The 16356-nt window shown below is 70.8% G+C and carries 13 protein-coding genes and 1 tRNA gene; 3 read left to right on the top strand and 11 right to left on the bottom strand.

All coding sequences use genetic code 11. The features are described from left to right. Positions 1 to 80: 80 nt before the first annotated feature. Complete coding sequence (locus ABR738_RS15240) at positions 81 to 1115, top strand: LacI family DNA-binding transcriptional regulator (RefSeq protein WP_350230520.1); 1035 nt, start codon at positions 81 to 83, stop codon at positions 1113 to 1115. A 213-nt stretch (positions 1116 to 1328) separates the two neighbouring features. On the opposite strand, the gene ABR738_RS15235 is transcribed toward ABR738_RS15240, so the two are convergent. The 4 genes from ABR738_RS15235 to ABR738_RS15220 form a co-directional block, all read right to left on the bottom strand. Then, positions 1329 to 1401, bottom strand: a tRNA-His gene (locus ABR738_RS15235). Positions 1402 to 1681: 280 nt separating this feature from the next. After that, positions 1682 to 2284, bottom strand: a complete 603-nt coding sequence (gene orn / locus ABR738_RS15230) for an oligoribonuclease (RefSeq protein WP_350230519.1) — start codon at positions 2282 to 2284, stop codon at positions 1682 to 1684. Positions 2285 to 2294: 10 nt separating this feature from the next. Then, on the bottom strand, positions 2295 to 3545 hold the full coding sequence (locus ABR738_RS15225) for a helix-turn-helix domain-containing protein (RefSeq protein ID WP_350230518.1): 1251 nt from the start codon (positions 3543 to 3545) through the stop codon (positions 2295 to 2297). A 386-nt stretch (positions 3546 to 3931) separates the two neighbouring features. Then, on the bottom strand, positions 3932 to 4255 hold the full coding sequence (locus ABR738_RS15220; RefSeq protein WP_350230517.1) for a hypothetical protein: 324 nt from the start codon (positions 4253 to 4255) through the stop codon (positions 3932 to 3934). Between the two features lie 480 nt (positions 4256 to 4735). Between ABR738_RS15220 and ABR738_RS15215 the strand changes: the two genes are divergently transcribed. Next, positions 4736 to 5257, top strand: a complete 522-nt coding sequence (locus ABR738_RS15215) for a universal stress protein (RefSeq protein WP_350230516.1) — start codon at positions 4736 to 4738, stop codon at positions 5255 to 5257. Positions 5258 to 5470: 213 nt separating this feature from the next. Here the strand turns inward: ABR738_RS15215 and glmS are convergent, their stop codons facing one another. The 3 genes from glmS to ABR738_RS15200 all read right to left on the bottom strand — a co-directional run bounded on the left by glmS (position 5471) and on the right by ABR738_RS15200 (position 8664). Further along, a complete protein-coding gene (gene glmS, locus ABR738_RS15210; RefSeq protein ID WP_350230515.1) occupies positions 5471 to 7288 on the bottom strand; it encodes a glutamine--fructose-6-phosphate transaminase (isomerizing) in 1818 nt (605 codons plus the stop codon). A gap of 63 nt (positions 7289 to 7351) precedes the next feature. Further along, positions 7352 to 7633, bottom strand: coding sequence for a hypothetical protein (locus ABR738_RS15205; protein ID WP_053723696.1), 282 nt, complete (start codon positions 7631 to 7633; stop codon positions 7352 to 7354). A gap of 146 nt (positions 7634 to 7779) precedes the next feature. Next, complete coding sequence (locus ABR738_RS15200) at positions 7780 to 8664, bottom strand: DUF4429 domain-containing protein (RefSeq protein WP_350230514.1); 885 nt, start codon at positions 8662 to 8664, stop codon at positions 7780 to 7782. A gap of 178 nt (positions 8665 to 8842) precedes the next feature. Here ABR738_RS15200 and ABR738_RS15195 point away from each other — a divergent pair, with 178 nt between their 5' ends. Then, entirely contained in the window at positions 8843 to 10444 is a 1602-nt protein-coding gene (locus ABR738_RS15195; RefSeq protein ID WP_350230513.1) for a beta-N-acetylhexosaminidase, read from the top strand. A gap of 55 nt (positions 10445 to 10499) precedes the next feature. On the opposite strand, the gene ABR738_RS15190 is transcribed toward ABR738_RS15195, so the two are convergent. From ABR738_RS15190 to ABR738_RS15175, 4 genes are read right to left on the bottom strand one after another with little or no spacing between them, the layout of a single operon-like run. Further along, positions 10500 to 12338 carry an IucA/IucC family protein gene (locus ABR738_RS15190; RefSeq protein WP_350230512.1) on the bottom strand — a complete coding sequence of 613 codons (1839 nt, stop codon included), beginning with the start codon at positions 12336 to 12338 and terminating at the stop codon, positions 10500 to 10502. Then, positions 12335 to 12922, bottom strand: coding sequence for a GNAT family N-acetyltransferase (locus ABR738_RS15185; protein ID WP_350230511.1), 588 nt, complete (start codon positions 12920 to 12922; stop codon positions 12335 to 12337). Before ABR738_RS15185 ends, ABR738_RS15190 begins: the two co-directional genes overlap by 4 nt. Beyond that, on the bottom strand, positions 12919 to 14214 hold the full coding sequence (locus ABR738_RS15180) for a lysine N(6)-hydroxylase/L-ornithine N(5)-oxygenase family protein (RefSeq protein ID WP_350230510.1): 1296 nt from the start codon (positions 14212 to 14214) through the stop codon (positions 12919 to 12921). Before ABR738_RS15180 ends, ABR738_RS15185 begins: the two co-directional genes overlap by 4 nt. Continuing rightward, the gene (locus tag ABR738_RS15175) at positions 14198 to 15646 is read right to left on the bottom strand and encodes a pyridoxal phosphate-dependent decarboxylase family protein (protein WP_350230509.1); all 1449 of its coding nucleotides are present in this window, start codon (positions 15644 to 15646) and stop codon (positions 14198 to 14200) included. The genes ABR738_RS15180 and ABR738_RS15175 overlap by 17 nt, the downstream gene beginning before the upstream one ends. Positions 15647 to 16356: the final 710 nt, after the last annotated feature.

The raw sequence follows: 16356 nt of genomic DNA, 5'->3' as shown, positions 1-16356 counted from the left end.
GCGCGAGGACGGCTCATGGGGTTCCCCGCGCGGCCGGGGCTGTTACTTTCACCCAAGTTGCGCGAGTGGGGGAGGCAGACGTGGCGACAGCTCGTACGGCCAGGGGCCGGGGCGCGGGGCGGCCCACGCTCGAAGAAGTGGCGGCAAGGGCCGGGGTCGGCCGGGGCACGGTGTCCCGGGTGATCAACGGCTCGCCGCGGGTCAGCGAGGACACCCGCGCCGCCGTGGAGGCCGCCGTCGCCGAGCTGGGCTACGTACCCAACCGGGCGGCCCGCGCGCTGGCCGCCAACCGCGCCGACGCGATCGCGCTGGTCGTCCCCGAGCCCGAGGCCCGCTTCTTCGCCGAGCCGTACTTCTCCGACATCGTGCGCGGGGTGGGCGCGGCGCTCGCCGGCACCGAGATGCAGCTGCTGCTGACCCTGGTCGGCGACGATCGCGAACGCCGCCGCCTGGCCCAGTACCTGGGCGCCCACCGGGTGGACGGGGTGCTGCTCGTCTCCGTCCACGCCGACGATCCGCTGCCCGAACTCCTGGCCCAGCTCGGCATCCCCGTGGTCATCAGCGGCCGCCGCCGCGAGGACGAACCCCTCGCCTCGGTCGACTCCGACAACTTCGAGGGGGCACGCGGCGCGGTGGCCCACCTCGTCGCCCGGGGCCGGCGCGGCATAGCCACGATCGCGGGCCCGCAGGACGTGTACGGGGCCCGTCGCCGCCTGGACGGCTACCGGGCCGCGCTCGCGGACGCGGGCCTGCGCGAGTGCGTCGCCCACGCCGACTTCACCGAGGAGGGCGGGCGCCGCGCGATGACCGAACTCCTCAGCCGCGCCCCGGACCTGGACGCCGTGTTCGCCGCGTCCGACGTGATGGCCTCCGGCGCCCGCCAGATCCTGCGCGAGGCCGGCCGCCGCGTCCCCGAGGACACGGCCCTGGTCGGCTTCGACGACTCCTCGATCGCCCGCCACATGGACCCGCCCCTGACGAGCGTGCGCCAGCCGATCGAAGACATGGGCCGCGCGATGGCCGAACTCCTCCTGACCCAGCTGACCCCCACCCCCGAACCGGCCCGCCGCAGCGTGGTGCTGCCCACGGAACTCGTGGTGCGGGGGTCGTCGTGAGCGGCGCCCGGTCAAGGTCGGCCGAGGCTGACAAAGCCCATCCGACGCCCCCAGAAACGCCCCCTGCCCCACCGGAAGGCCAGGCAGGGGCAGCCAACGCGGACGGCCCCGGAGCGCAGCTGCGGCACCCCCCGGGGCCCCGCATGTTTGGTCAAGGGCTGTAACACAATCAAGGCCCGCCCCGTTTTCACGGGGCGGGCCTTGATCCTTCAGGGTGAGTAACGGGACTCGAACCCGCGACATCCTGGACCACAACCAGGTGCTCTACCAGCTGAGCTATACCCACCATGCGTGACCGGACTGTTGTGGTCTTGGGAAGTCCCTGGGGGCTTCCCTACCGGCCGAGAAAAAGTGTACAGGGTCCGGGAGGGTGCTCGCGCACATGTTTCGCGGCGCCCTCCCGGGACCCTGTCAGAGCCGTACCGGCGCCCTGCCGAGCGCACCCGGCAGATCCACCGCCGCCCCGCCGCCGAGCGCACCGGCACGCGTACGGCCGACGCACCGGCCAGCGCCCCGGCCCGCGTCCGGCCGTACCGGCGCGCGGTACGGCCGAGCGCGCCGCGGGGCTACTGCGCGGGCAGGACGTACTTCGCCGCGATGGCCTTCGCGGTGTCGGAATCCGGGCCGGGCTGCGGGACGAAGACCGCCTCGCGGTAGTAGCGGAGCTCCGCGATGGATTCGCGGATGTCCGCAAGCGCCCGGTGGTTGCCGTTCTTGTCCGGGCTGTTGAAGTACGCCCGCGGATACCAGCGGCGGGCGAGCTCCTTCACGGAGGAGACGTCCACGATCCGGTAGTGGAGGTGGGACTCCAGGCTCGGCATGTCCCGCAGCAGGAAGCCCCGGTCGGTGCCGACCGAGTTCCCGCAGAGCGGCGCCCTGCCCGGCTCCTTGACGTGTTCACGTACATACGCCAGGACCTGCTCCTCGGCGTCGGCCAGCGTGGTGCCGCCGGCCAGCTCGTCGAGGAGCCCGGAGGCGGTGTGCATGGTGCGCACCACCTCCGGCATGGTCTCCAGCGCGGCGTCGGGGGGACGGATCACGATGTCCACCCCTTCGCCCAGTACGTTCAGCTCCGAGTCGGTGACCAGCGCGGCCACCTCGATGAGTGCGTCGTCCGCCAGCGAGAGCCCGGTCATCTCGCAGTCGATCCACACCATGCGGTCGTTCATGTGTCTTACCCTACGGGGCGCTCCGCTGGCCGGGCAGACTCGGACGGCCACCGGCGTAACCGGAGGCGTACAGATCGGAGCTGGGTTTTCCCGGCTCCGGCCCGGTGTGCGAGGTGGCGGAAGGACCCATCACCGCGCTGGCCGCCGCCGTCCGCCGGACCTGGGGAAGCGCCTGGGGCGGCACGGTCTCCGGCACGGGGGCCGGCAGGGCCACCGCGACGGGACCTCCGTTCGGTTCCGGCTGGGGACGCCTCGCCCGGTAGGCCGCCCGGTAGGAGGCCGGGGACGAGCCGAGCTGGCGGCGGAAGTGCCCGCGCAGCGCGACCGGCGAACGGAAGCCGCAGCGGCCCGCGACCTCGTCCACCGAGTAGTCCGACGTCTCCAGGAGACGCTGGGCCTGGAGCACCCGCTGAGTGATCAGCCACTGGAGCGGGGCCGACCCGGTCAGCGAGCGGAACCGGCGGTCGAAGGTACGGCGGCTCATGTACGCCCGTGCGGCCAGGGTCTCCACGTCGAACTGCTCGTGGAGGTGTTCCAGCGCCCAGGCGACGACCTCGGCCAGCGGGTCGGAGCCGATCTCCTCTGGTAAAGACCTGTCCAGATAGCGCTCCTGCCCGCCACTGCGGCGCGGCGGCACGACGAGCCGGCGGGCCAGTGCTCCGGCCGCCTCACTGCCGTGGTCCGTCCGCACGATGTGCAGGCAGAGGTCGATTCCGGCCGCGGTCCCGGCCGAGGTGAGCACGTCCCCGTCGTCGACGAAGAGCTCCCTCGGGTCCACATGGACCGATGGATACCGCTTGGCCAGTGTCGGCGCGTACATCCAGTGCGTCGTCGCCGGGCGGCCGTCGAGCAGACCGGCCGCGGCGAGCACGAACGCGCCGGTGCACAGCCCGACGATCCTTGCCCCTTCCTCGTGTGCCCGGCGCAGCGCTTCGAGCGCGGCGGCGGGGGGCGGCGAGGTGATGGAACGCCACGCGGGCACCACCACCGTTCCCGCCCTGCTGATGGCTTCCAGGCCGTAGGGCGCGGTGAGTTCGAGTCCCCCTGTGGTCCGCAGGGGTCCTTCCTCACCGGCACACACCAGCAGCCTGTAACGCGGTACTCCCGCGTCCTGTCGGTCGATCCCGAACACGGAGAGCGGAATGGAACTTTCGAAGATAGGGCCGCCGCTGAACAGCAGTACGGCGACAACCTCCCGGCGTCGGCGGCCGGCCAGCTTCCTTGCGGTCTCCGGTGATGCGGCAGCGGAGTCCTGGCTCATGGCGCTAAGCCCCCCTCGGTGTTCGCGGCTCCCCGTTCTTGTCGGGCCTGTCGCTCCTGCACTTTTCCCCTCGGTTTTGCACGAGTCCCCAGCCTTCGATACGCATGATCGAATCTACTGCGTCCCGTGGCGCCGGCGTGACAAGTCCGGCACCCAGCGCTATGTCGACAAGGCAACTTGGCGCGAAGCTTTCGATCACGAGCGTTTCACTCGTGGGCCGGGTAGGGGAAGTGCGCCTCCGGGGGATGGCCCGTACCCGTATGGTGCCAGAGGCCGTAATAGTCCTTTCCCCCCTGGTGACAAGGGGGTTGACAGGCCATTTGGCCAAGGAATACGCCACCCTGGGAAGTTGGCCGAAAACATACGGGTCCAGGTGTGCGATCGAGCTACCTTCCGGGTGTACGGCCTCCCCCGTGACGCCCTCCTCGACGCCCTCCCGCCGACGCCCGGCCGGCTCGGCCGGACGGCGCGAGCGGCACCTCGCCCCGCCCGTCGGCGGCCGCGCGCTCGGACCGGCGCAACAGCAGCCGGCACGCCGCTGTCACGGCCATCAGGCCGATCGCGGAGCCTGCCGCGCCCGCGAACGAGGACCCGTAGACGACGAGAACCACGGGTACGAGCAGGCAGCTGAACGCCGCCCAGCGCACGACGTCGCCCGCCGGATCCGACGCGGACCCCTCGACGGGGGACCAGAGTAGTTTGGCGTTCACGGACCGGTTGGTACGTACGGTTTCAGCCGCGCGCGAGGGTCCACGCGCGTGGCGCCCGGTTCGGGTCGGCGCGGCGGGGGCGGAGGGGCGGACGACCGGGGGAGGGGGCACGGGAGGTGCTTCCTGATCGGGGTCGGGGTGATCGCCTGCCTAACGCGGAAGCGGCTGCTCCGGTCACTGGAAGATCATCCGCAAGGGGCCGGCCGCCGGCGCGGACGGTGGGGCGCCGGGGACGGCTGTAAAGGGCACCGGGCATTGCCATCCGGGGCGGGCTCGTGCATGCTCCGGGGAACGCCGAGAAGGTTCGGCGTCCTCGGGCGGGGAAGGAGTGTCGCCGTACCCTTGGGGGTATGGGGTTGGGAAGATGATTCCCGGACACGGCTCCCCCCGGACACCGCTACGCCGCCGACTCGTTGTTGCACGTCAGTCCCCTGCTCCCCCCTTGTCCCTCGACTGAGGACCTCTTTCGCCGAGACACCCATGGCCGGTCACGAATTCTCCGAACCAGCGGACCGCAAGCAGGTAGCCGACCCCACGTCGGACCTCCAAGCGGCGACAGAACCACGTCATTCCTGCGATCCCGCATTCCGTCACGGCGTCGTCGTCGGCTTCGACGGCTCGACCTCCAGCGAACGGGCTCTCGCGTACGCCATCGGCATGGCCAGGCGCTCGGGCTCCGGGCTGATCATCGTCCATGTGGCCAACCGGCTGCCCACCACGGTGTGGGCGGGCTGCGAGCCACCGGTCTTCGTGGACGTCCCCGACCACCGCACGGAAGTCCTCGGCCTCGAGCTGGCCTGCGCCGACTACCTCGCGGAGGTTCCCTGGATCCTGGTGGAGCGCGGCGGGGACATCTGCCACGAACTGGAAGAAGTCGGTCGGGAGTACGCGGCGGACGCGATCGTGGTCGGCTCCACGCACGGCCTGGTCGGGCGGATCTTCGGCTCGGTCGCGGGGCGCCTCGCCCGGCGCGCCCAGCGCCCCGTCGTCGTCATTCCGTAAACCGGCGTATTGGCTGACGCGGCGTCAAATCCCTTGCCCCGCAAGTGAATCCACGTGTGTGCAGGGGGGCAATGCACCCGTGCGCCGGGGTGCGGGGTGCGGGGTGCGCCGGTCGCCTGGCGGCACCGGCACGCGCGAGGGCGGCCCCCGCTCTTTCGCGGAGGCCGCCCTCATGGTGTACGCGGTGCGTACGGCGCGTACGCCCTGTCTCGGCTACTCGACCGTGACGGACTTCGCCAGGTTGCGCGGCTTGTCGATGTCGCGGCCCATCGCGAGCGCCGTGTGGTACGCGAAGAGCTGGAGCGGGATGCCCATGAGGATCGGGTCGAGCTCGTCCTCGTTCTTCGGCACGACGATGGTGTGGTCGGCCTTCTCCTGGTTCTGGTGCGCGACCGCGAGGATGCGGCCGCTGCGGGCCTTGATCTCCTCGAGGGCGGCGCGGTTCTTCTCCAGGAGGTCGTCGTCGGGGACGATCGCGACCGTCGGCAGCGCGGGCTCGATGAGCGCGAGCGGGCCGTGCTTGAGCTCGGAGGCGGGGTAGGCCTCGGCGTGGATGTAGGAGATCTCCTTGAGCTTCAGGGAGGCCTCGAGGGCGACGGGGTAGCCGCGCACGCGTCCGATGAACATCATCGACTGGGCGCCGGCGTACTCCTGGGCCAGCTTCTCGATCTCCGGCTCCATGGCCAGGATCTCCTCGATCTGGCCGGGCAGCTTGCGCAGGCCCTCGATGATCCGCTTGCCGTCGGCGACCGAGAGGTCGCGGATGCGGCCGAGGTGCAGGGCGAGCAGCGCGAAGGCGACGACGGTGTTGGTGAAGCACTTGGTTGAGACGACGCAGACCTCGGGGCCCGCGTGCACGTAGGTGCCGCCGTCGGCCTCGCGGGCGATCGCGGAGCCCACCACGTTCACCACGCCGAGGACGCGGGCGCCCTTGCGCTTGAGCTCCTGCACCGCCGCCAGCACGTCGTAGGTCTCACCCGACTGCGAGACCGCGATGTAGAGGGTGTCGGGGTCCACGACCGGGTTGCGGTAGCGGAACTCCGAGGCCGGCTCGGCGTCGGCGGGGATGCGGGCCAGCTCCTCGATGAGGCCGGCGCCGATCAGGCCCGCGTGGTAGGAGGTGCCGCAGCCGAGGATCTTGATCCGGCGCACCCCGCGCGCTTCGCGGGCGTCCAGGTTCAGGCCGCCGAGGTGAACGGTGGAGAACTGGTCGTCGATGCGGCCGCGCAGGACCCGGTCGACGGCCTCGGCCTGCTCGCTCATCTCCTTGTGCATGTACGTGTCGTGGCCGCCCATGTCGAAGGAGGCGGCCTCCCACTCGACGGTCTCGGGGGTGGCGTTGGTGACCGTGCCCGAGGTGGTGTACGTCCGGAAGTCGTCGGCCTTCAGGGTCGCCATCTCGCCGTCGTTGAGGGTGACGACCTGGCGGGTGTGGGCGATGAGCGCGGCCACGTCGGAGGCGACCAGCATCTCCTTCTCGCCGATGCCCAGGATGACCGGGGAGCCGTTGCGGGCCACCACGATGCGGTCGGCGAAGTCGGCGTGCATCACGGCGATGCCGTAGGTGCCCTCGATGACCTTCAGCGCCTCGCGGACCTTCTCCTCAAGGGAGTCGGCCGGGGAGCGGGCGATGAGGTGGGTGATGACCTCGGTGTCGGTCTCGGAGGCGAAGACGACGCCTTCGGCCTCCAGCTTGCCGCGCAGGTCGGCGGCGTTGTCCACGATGCCGTTGTGGACGACGGCGACCTTGTTCTCGGGGTCGAGGTGCGGGTGCGAGTTCACGTCGGACGGGGCGCCGTGCGTGGCCCAGCGGGTGTGGGCGATGCCCGTGGTGCCGGCGAAGCGCTTGGGGACGCGGGCCTCCAGGTCGCGGACGCGACCCTTGGCCTTGACCATCTTCAGGGCCCCGGACTTGGGGGTGTTGACGACCATGCCCGCGGAGTCGTAACCCCGGTACTCCAGCCGCGCCAGGCCTTCCAGCAGCAGCGGAGCCACATCACGCTTACCGATATAACCGACGATTCCGCACATAAAGTCTCTGCCCCTCCATCGACGTACAACGTTCCTGTGTGCCCGGCCCCGCCCGTTGGCGGATCAGCCGTAGACGATGCGGCGCAGCTGCCGGAGCGAGAGCTCCGGTGGCGCCACGGCGCGGTGCGGCAGCTCGGCCGCGATCCGCTCGAAGATCTCCGCGTTGACCGCGCCACCAGATTGCAGTTCACGATGGCGCCGGCGCACGAATTCCTCGCATGTTTCGTCGAAGTACGCCAGCACTTCGAGAACAACCCGGGCCGCCTCACCGCGCTGGAGCGCGGTGCTGCGCACCAGATGATCTACGAGGTCGTCGTGGGACGACGGGTTGCGGCGTTCGAGCACCCGTCGATATTGCGGGCTGACGGGGTCTTACGCAAGAATCCTGCCCGATTCCGGGCAGGATCTCCATGATCACGCCCATGGTCTGGACCAGGTGCGACCCTCGGGGGCGGCCGGCCCGGACGCCGGCGGTCCCGCGTCCGGCCTTCTCACAGCCGCTTCAGGACCGCCTGCTTGGCCAGCGTGAACTCCTCCTCCGTCAGGACCCCGCTCTGCCGCAGCTCGCCCAGCTCCCGCAGCCGGCGCAGCAGGGCGTCGTGGTCCTCGGCGGGCGCGGCAGCCGGCGCCTCCAGCGCCCTGGCCGGCGCGGCGGCCTCCAACTGCCGTTGCGGGGCGCCCGGATGGGGCATCCGGGCCACCACGGCCGAGGCGAGCAGCGCCATCAGCGGGTCCTTCTTGAAGCCGTTCAGCTCGACCGCGAGCGGGTCGCTGCCAGGAGCGAGGCGCGGCGCGTTCGCCGTGGTCACGAAGCGCAGATGGCCGTCGGCCAGACCCCGCGCGGGCTGCCAGTGCACCGCCGTGAGGTCGTCCAGGTCCAGACTGACCGGCCCGGCCGCGACCTTCTTGTCGTCGGTGTGCCAGGTCCACTCCAGCCGCACCGTGCGCCCGTCGAAGCTGACCGTGCCATCCCCCGCGCCCACCGTCATCGGCAGCGCGGGCCCCGGCAGGAGATAGGCGTCGACCGGACCGTCCGGCACCTCGTCGAGCAGCAGCGCGTTGCGCACCTCGTCCACCATGTATTCGGCCACCGCCGCCGACCGCGTCTCCACCGTCAGGACGTACGGGTCCGAGCCTTCGGGCAGCTTGCCCGCGGTGACCTGCGTCAACGGACACGCGCCGTCCCGCAGGCGCAGCCTGAGCCGCCCGCTCCTGCGCCCCGGCTCGTACGCGATGCCCGCGAGCGCTTTCAGCGGCAGTGCTATCTCCCCGAGCGTCCTGCGCAGCAGACCGACCGACTTGTCGCTGCCCGGCACGATCCGCAGCGTGGAGCCGTCGAACGTCCACGTGCCGTCCTTCTGGATGATTTCCGCCATGAAAGGATTCTTCCACCGGGCGACAGGGCGATGATCGACTTACGGCCGTCCCCCGTGCGCACCGCCCTGCCCACCGGCCGGTTGGCACCTTGACCCGGCCGGGATCGCCGGGTCCCATGGGAAGGGTTCGGTTGCTCGGCCCCCCACAGCTGCGTGCGCCCTTGGAAGGGAACCGCTTGTGAGACAGAGACAGCGCAGGACATTCGCCCGGCTCCTCGGCTCGCTGGTCCTGGTGTCGGCCGCCGGGCTCACCGGCATCGGATCATCGGCGGCCCCCGCCTCGGCGGCCGCGCCCCGCCCGCTGGGCCAGATCGTGCCCGCCCCCGCCGACACCTCACCCGGCGGCTCCCCCTACACCATCGGCTCCGCCACCCGGATCGGCGTCACCCCCGGCTCGCCCGAGGCCCAGCGGATCGGCGCCTACCTGGCGGACATCCTGCGCCCCTCGACCGGGTACGCCCTGCCCGTCACCACGGCCCGCGGCAACACCGGCATCCGTCTGCTGCTCGACGCCGGCGACGCCGACGAGGGGACCCTGGGCGATGAGGGCTACCGGCTCACCTCCACCCAGGCCTCGGTCACCATCGCGGCCAACACGCCGGCCGGGCTCTTCCACGGCGTACAGACCCTGCGTCAGCTGCTGCCCGCGAAGGTGGAGAAGAAGACCAGGCAGACCGGGCCCTGGCAGATCGCCGGCGGCTCGGTCACCGACGCGCCGCGCTATGCCTACCGGGGCGCGATGATCGACGTCTCGCGGCACTTCTTCACCGTCGCCCAGGTCGAGCGGTACATCGACCAGCTCGCGCTCTACAAGATCAACGAACTGCATCTGCACCTCAGCGACGACCAGGGCTGGCGTATCGCCATCGACTCCTGGCCCAGGCTCGCCACCTACGGCGGCCAGACCCAGGTCGGCGGCGGCAAGGGCGGCTACTACACCAAGGCCGACTACCGGGCGATCCTCGACCACGCCGCCTCGCGCTACATGGAGGTCGTGCCCGAGATCGACGCCCCCGGACACATCAACGCGGCGCTCGCCTCCTACGCCGAGCTGAACTGCGACGGCGTCGCGCCCCCGCTCTACACCGGCACCCACGTCGGCTTCAGCTCGCTGTGCGTGCCCAAGGACGTGACGTACGCCTTCTACGACGACGTGGTGCGCGAGGTCGCCGCCATGACGCCGGGACGCTATGTCCACATCGGCGGCGACGAGGCGCAGTCCACCTCCAAGGAGGACTACGCCACCTTCATGGACCGGGCCCAGCCCGTCGTGCGCAAGTACGGCAAGACGGTGATGGCCTGGCACCAGATCGTCGACGCCACACCGGTGCCGGGGGCGGTCGCCCAGTACTGGGGCACCACCGGTGACGAGGCGGACGTGGCGGCGGCCGCACAAGCCGGCACCCGCCTGGTGATGTCGCCGGCCAACCGCGCCTACCTCGACATGAAGTACGACGCGAAGACGAAGCTGGGCACCAACTGGGCCGGCTACGTCGACGTCGACAAGTCCTACGCCTGGGACCCGGACACCTTCGTGCGCGGCGTGCCCGCCGGCGCCGTGCTCGGCGTGGAGGCCCCGATCTGGTCGGAGACGCTGAGCACCAGCGCCCAGATCGAGTACATGGCCTTCCCCCGGCTCCAGTCGATCGCCGAGATCGGCTGGTCGCCCGCCGCCACGCACGACTGGGCGTCCTACAAGGTGCGCCTCGCGCAGCAGGGCCCCAGGATGTCGGCGCTCGGCATCGGCTTCTACCGCTCGCCGCTGGTGCCCTGGGTCTGAGCTCCGGCGAACCCGCGCGGTGCGGGGGCGGCCTGCCCGCCCCCGCACCGCCATGTCAGGCGGCGATGGGGTTGCGCAGGGTCCCCACCAGCTGGAGGGCGCCCGCCGGGTCGGCGAGGTCGACCATCTGCTTGTTGTCGCGCAGTTGGAGGCGGTTCAGGCAGGACAGCGCGAAGTCCGGCGTGAACAGGTCGTACTGCTCGAAGCGGTCGGCCAGCTCGGGCTTGGAGTCCTGGTAGGCCCGCACGCAGTCGGCGACCGTCCCCCAGAACTCCCTCTCCTCCAGGACGCCCTCGGTGACGAGCGCCGCGTTCAAGAACCGCAGGAAGCAGTCGAAGACGTCCGTGAAGACGGAGAGCAGTTTCAGGTCGTCGGGCACGTCGGCCCGGATCCGCTCCACCTCGGGGGGCAAAACGGCGTGCGGGTCCATCACCGCGATCTCCTCGGCGATGTCCTTGAAGATCGCCCGCGTGACCGTGCCGTCCTCGCCGAGTACCAGGATCACGTTCTCGCCGTGCGGCATGAAGACCAGGTCGTAGGCGTAGAAGGAGTGCAGGACCGGCACGAGATAGGCGTCCAGATAGCGGCGCAGCCACTGCGCGGGGGACAGAGCGGACCCGGCGATCAGGGCCCCGGCGAACGAGGCGCCCTCGTGATCGGTGTGCAGCAGCGAGGCCATCGTGGCCAGGCGCTCGCCGGGCGCGAGCGAAGGCACCGGGCTCTCGCGCCACAGCGCGGCCAGCATCTTGCGGTAGGGCGAGTAGCGGTCGGTGGCCCGCTCGTACTGCTCGTGGCGGTAGCCGATCGCGGCGCGCTCGCGGATGATCGAGAACCGGGCGGCGCGGAACGTCTCGTCGGCGGCGATCACCCCCGCGAGCCAGTCGTTGATCGCGGGCGTCGCCTCCATGTACGCGGCCGAGAGCCCGCGCATGAAGCCCATGTTGAGCACCGAGAGCGCGGTCTTGACGTAGTGCTTGGCCGGGTCGCTGGTGTTGAAGAAGGTACGGATGGACTGCTGGGCCAGGTAGTCGTCGTCGCCCTCGCCGAGCAGCACAAGGCGCTCCTGGGCGACCTCGGCGGCGAAGGTGACCGACAGCTTGTTCCGCCACTGCCAGGGGTGCACGGGCAGCAGCAGATAGTCGTCCGACTTCAGCCCGCGCGCCTCCAGTTGGGCGGCGAACCGGTCGAGCGTCGCGGGGCCGAGTTCGGCGCGCATCAGGCTCTCGTGGTCCAGGCCGGCGCCCGCGGTGAAGGTGGCGCGGTCACGGCGGGCGGCGAGCCAGATCAGCCGGACCGGGCTCGCGGTCTCGGGAGCGTACGCCAGGTACTCGTGGGCGCCGAAACCGAGCCGGCCGTTGTTGGCGACGAAGCAGGGGTGCCCCTCGGTCATGCCGGTCTCGATGGCCTGGAAACCGGCGCGGGCCAGCTCGGCGGAGGTGACCGGCTCCTTGGTGAGTTTGTACGCCGTGCCCGCGAGCGTGGAGGAGATCTCCTCCAGGTACACCGGCAGGATGTCCTCGCTCAGGCCGAGGGAGGAGCGCAGGTCGAGAAAGAAGTCCAGGGCGTCCAGGGGGAGTTGGCCGCTCGCGTCGTGCCGTGAGATCGACTCGGGCCGGATGTGCCAGTGGTCGAGGGCGAGCCGGGAGGCGGTGAAGCGGTACTCGACGGTTCCCTCGTCGGCGCGCACGCGGTAGGAGGTCTCACCCGGCCGGGCGGGGCCGGGAGCGCCGGGCAGGTCGTCGGCCAGCGGCTCGGGGGTGAGCAGGCGCTCGTGCGCGAACTCGGCGAGCGCCTTGCGGATCAGCTGCCGGCCCGCCTCGGCCCACCGGGCGGGGGTGAGGTGGGGGACCGTGGTGCCGGCGGTGGCAGTGTCGGTGTCGGTATCGGTGGTCATCGTGCTGGGGCCTCTCCGGCTCGGGCCGTACGGAACTGCTCTCGGGTGCAGAAGGACAACAGGGCGTCCTTCTCGGGCTTGGCGACCCGCCCGGCGGCCTCGAAGCCGACGGTCGCGTTCAGCGCGTGCACCGCCGTGTTGCGCACATCGGGTTCGACCACGACACGTTCGGTGGCGGGGTCGGTGAACAGGTGCTCCATCACGGCGGTGATGACGGCCCGTGTGAAGCCGTGCACCGGGGTGTCGGTGGGGGCGACGAGGAAGTGCATGCCGACATCGCCCGGCCGGGGTTCGTACAGGCCGACGAGCTCGACGCGCGAGGGGTCGTAGTGCTCCATGAGGAACGCGGGCTCGCCCTGGTGCAGCCCGATCAGGGCGTGGTGGTGGGGGTGGGCCGCGATCGCCATGTACTCGCGCTCGACGTCCTGGAGCCTTGCGTCCTGCATCAGCCAGAACGCCGACTTGGGGTGCGTCACCCAGGCGTGCACGAGCTCGGCGTCGGCGGTGGCATCGAGCGGCCGGAAGGCGAAGGGGCCGATGGCGGGGGCGTCGGCGCTGTGGGTGCCGGAGACGGGGGTGCTCATATGGCGAACTCCTGGAAGGCGATGGACTTCTCGACCGGGTAGTGGGCGCGGCCGAGCAGTTCGCCGATGATGTACGCGTTGCGGTAGGCGCCCATGCCGAGGTCGGGCGAGGTGATCGAGTGGGTGTGCACGCCGGCGTTCTGGAGGAACACTCCGCGCCCGGTGGTGTCGATGGAGTAGTTGCGGGCCACGTCGAAGCGCCCGCGCCCGTCGCGCCGCAGCCGGCCCGCGATGGGGGCAAGGAACTCCGGCTCGGCGTACTGGTAGCCGGTGGCGAGCACCAGGCCCTCGGTGCTGAGCGCGTAGTCCTTCTCCTGCTCCTCCTGGCGCAGACCGAGCGTGTACGTACCCGTGGTGGCGTCGTAACTGGCCGCGTTCAGCGCCGAGTTGGTGACCAGCCGGGTCGGCACCGGGCCCTTGAGGTTCTTCTGGTAGAGCAGATCGAAGATGGCGTCGATGAGCTGCGAGTCGATGCCCTTGAACAGCCCCTTCTGCGCCGTCTCCAGACGGTAGCGGGTGGCTTCCGGCAGGGCGTGGAAGTAGTCGATGTACTCCGGGGAGGTCATCTCCAGGGTGAGCTTGGTGTATTCGAGCGGGAAGAAGCGCGGCGAGCGCGTCACCCAGTTCAACTGGTAGCCGTGGACGTCGATCTCGCTGAGCAGGTCGTAGTAGATCTCGGCGGCGGACTGCCCGGAGCCGACCAGCGTGATCGACCGCTTCTTCTGCAAGGACTCCTTGTGCTCCAGGTAACGGGAGTTGTGCAGGAGGTCGCCGCCAAGGCCCCGGCAGGGTTCGGGAAGGTGCGGCGGGGTGCCGGTGCCCAGCACGAGGCGCCGGGCCCGGAAGGCCTCGCCGGTGGTGGTCGTGACCAGATACGTTTCGCTGGTCTCCTCGTACGTCACGGAGGCGACGGTCTGGTTGAACCGGATGGAGCTCAGTTTCGCGGCGGCCCAGCGGCAGTAGTCGTTGTACTCGGTACGCAGCGGATAGAAGTTCTCGCGGATGTAGAACGAGTACAACCGCCCGGATTCCTTGAGGTAGTTGAGGAAGGAGTAGGGCGAGGTCGGGTCGGCGAGGGTGACCAGGTCGGACAGGAAGGGCGTCTGGAGGTGGGCGCCCTCCAGGAACATCCCCGAGTGCCACTCGAAGTCCGGCTTGGTCTCGAGGAAGAGCCCGTTCAGCTCCTCGATGGGTTCGGCCAGGCAGGCGAGGCCGAGGTTGAAGGGGCCGAGCCCGATCCCGATGAAGTCGTACGCCTCGGACGTGCCGGGGGTTTCAGGACGCGTGGACAAGGTTCTCTCCCAGGTACTGCTCGGCGTGGCCGGCGATCAGATCGAGTACGGCGGCGATGTCCTCGACGCTCGTCTCGGGGTTGAGCAGGGTGAACTTCAGGTACTGGCGGCCGCCGGACTTGGTCCCGGCGACGACGGCCTCGCCGGACGCGAAGAGCGCCTTGCGTGCGTAGAGGTTGGCGCGGTCGATTTCGGCGGGCGAGGTGACGGTGGCGGGGATGTAGCGGAAGACGAGGGTGGACAGCGAGGGCCGCACGACCACGTCGTAACGCGGATCGGCGGCGAGCAACCGCCAGCCCTCGTCGGCGAGTTCACACACCTCGTCGAAGAGCGAGCCGATGCCGTCGGCGCCCATGGTGCGCAGGGTCATCCACAGTTTCAGGGCGTCGAAGCGGCGGGTGGTCTGGAGCGACTTGTCCACCTGGTTGGGGATGCGCTCCTCGGCGGCCCGGCGCGGGTTGAGGTAGTCGGCGTGGTACGTGGCGTGGCGCAGCGTGGCTCCGTCGCGGACCAGGACGGCGCTCGAACTCACCGGCTGGAAGAAGGACTTGTGGTAGTCCACGGTGACCGAGTCGGCGCGCTCGATGCCGTCGAGCAGGGCGCGGCGGGCCGGGGTGGGCGAGGCGAGCAGGCCGCACCCGTAGGCGGCGTCGACATGCATCCAGGCGCCGTACTGGGCGCAGAGCTCGGCGATGCCGGGCAGCGGGTCGATGGAGCCGAAGTCGGTGGTGCCGGCGGTGGCGACGACCGCCATGGGGACGTTGCCCTCCTCGACGCAGCGCTCAAGGGCGCGGGCCAGCGCGACGGTCTGCATGCGCTTGGCGTGGTCGGTGGGGACCGGGACGACCGCGTCCCGTCCCATGCCCAGCAGTTGGGCGGACTTCTGCACGCTGAAGTGGCTGCACTCGGATGCGAAGACGCGCAGCCGGGCGAGGTCGGTGGTCTTGGCCTCCTCACGGGCCAGCAGCAGCGAATGGAGGTTGGACTGGGTGCCGCCACTGGTGAACACGCCGTCGGCGGCGGGCCCGAGCCCGATCCGGGACGCGGTCCAGTCGATGAGGCGGCGCTCGATGAGGGTGCCGCCCGCGCTCTGGTCCCAGGTGTCGAGGGAGGAGTTGACGGCGGAGAGCACCGCCTCGCCGAGCACGGCGGGGATGACGACGGGGCAGTTGAGGTGGGCGAGGTAACGGGGGTGGTGGAAGTAGACGGCGTCGCGGAGGTAGACGTCCTCGAGTTCGTCGAGCACGGCGGAGGCGTCGCCGAGGGGGCGGTCGAGGTCGATGCCGTCGATGAGCGGGGCGAGGTCGTCGACGCCGACGCCGGTGAACGGCCGCCGCGTCGCGGCGAGTTTGCGGGCCACCCGCTCGACTCCCTCGGTCACGGAGCGGCGGTAGTGCTCCGCGGTCGTGTCGTTGAGCAGATGGGAACGCATGCGGGTCCTCCTGGGGGCGTGAACTCGAATTAGGTTAGCCTAACCTAAGTAGTGGTTCAACGGGGGGTCTTCCCCCGTGCCACCCGGTGGAACGGTGGGCCCCGGGGGGCGCTCGCTTTCGGGCGCGGACCCGTGACCGGCCGCTCGCGCAGTTCCCCGCGCCCCTGACCACGCGGTGCTGGCCCGTACGGGGACTTGGGCTCCGTACGGCGCAGTTCCCCGCGCCCCTGGCGGGGTTCACGCCGGCCCGCGTGGGGGCTCCGGCTCGGTCGGCGCAGTTCCCCGCGCCCCTTGAGAGCTTGGCGGTCGAGTGCCGGTCGCGGGCGCTCCTCGCGCGGTTCCCCGCGCCCTTGAGCACGTGGTACTGGCCCGCACGGGGGCTTTGGCCCGGTTGGCGCAGTTCCCCGCGCCCCTGGTGGGGTTGGTGCCGGCCCGCTTCCGCATACCTAGCCCGTCCGGCGATTGAGGACGAGGCCGTTCAGGCCGAACGGGGTCTGGGGCGGAGCCCCAAGGTCTTTCCTTGCACCCCCGGAGGGTTTAGGGAAGGGGCGGGGAGGGGCACCCCGGGGCCTGGGGCGGAGCCCCAGGGGCCCCGGCTGCGGACCGTGCGTGGCTGGGCGCGCAGTTCCCCGCGCCCCTGGCGGGGTCCGTTCTGGCCCGCACGGGGACTTCGGCCCGGTCGGCGCAGTTCCCCGCGCCTCTGACCACGT

Origin of the sequence: Streptomyces sp. Edi4 (genome assembly GCF_040253615.1) — a bacterium.
In the GTDB taxonomy this organism is placed as follows: Bacteria; Actinomycetota; Actinomycetes; order Streptomycetales; family Streptomycetaceae; genus Streptomyces.
Note: the sequence above shows the minus strand (reverse complement) of the source record. Positions and strands in the feature narration are given on the sequence as shown.

Excerpts from the sequence above, each read along its gene's own strand:
- orn (WP_350230519.1), bottom strand. The coding sequence starts at position 2,284 with ATGAACGACCGCATGGTGTGGATCGACTGCGAGATGACCGGGCTCTCG.
- ABR738_RS15225 (WP_350230518.1), bottom strand. The coding sequence starts at position 3,545 with ATGAGCCAGGACTCCGCTGCCGCATCACCGGAGACCGCAAGGAAGCTG.
- ABR738_RS15215 (WP_350230516.1), top strand. The coding sequence starts at position 4,736 with ATGGCCGGTCACGAATTCTCCGAACCAGCGGACCGCAAGCAGGTAGCC.
- glmS (WP_350230515.1), bottom strand. The coding sequence starts at position 7,288 with ATGTGCGGAATCGTCGGTTATATCGGTAAGCGTGATGTGGCTCCGCTG.
- ABR738_RS15200 (WP_350230514.1), bottom strand. The coding sequence starts at position 8,664 with ATGGCGGAAATCATCCAGAAGGACGGCACGTGGACGTTCGACGGCTCC.
- ABR738_RS15190 (WP_350230512.1), bottom strand. The coding sequence starts at position 12,338 with ATGACCACCGATACCGACACCGACACTGCCACCGCCGGCACCACGGTC.
- ABR738_RS15185 (WP_350230511.1), bottom strand. The coding sequence starts at position 12,922 with ATGAGCACCCCCGTCTCCGGCACCCACAGCGCCGACGCCCCCGCCATC.
- ABR738_RS15175 (WP_350230509.1), bottom strand. The coding sequence starts at position 15,646 with ATGCGTTCCCATCTGCTCAACGACACGACCGCGGAGCACTACCGCCGC.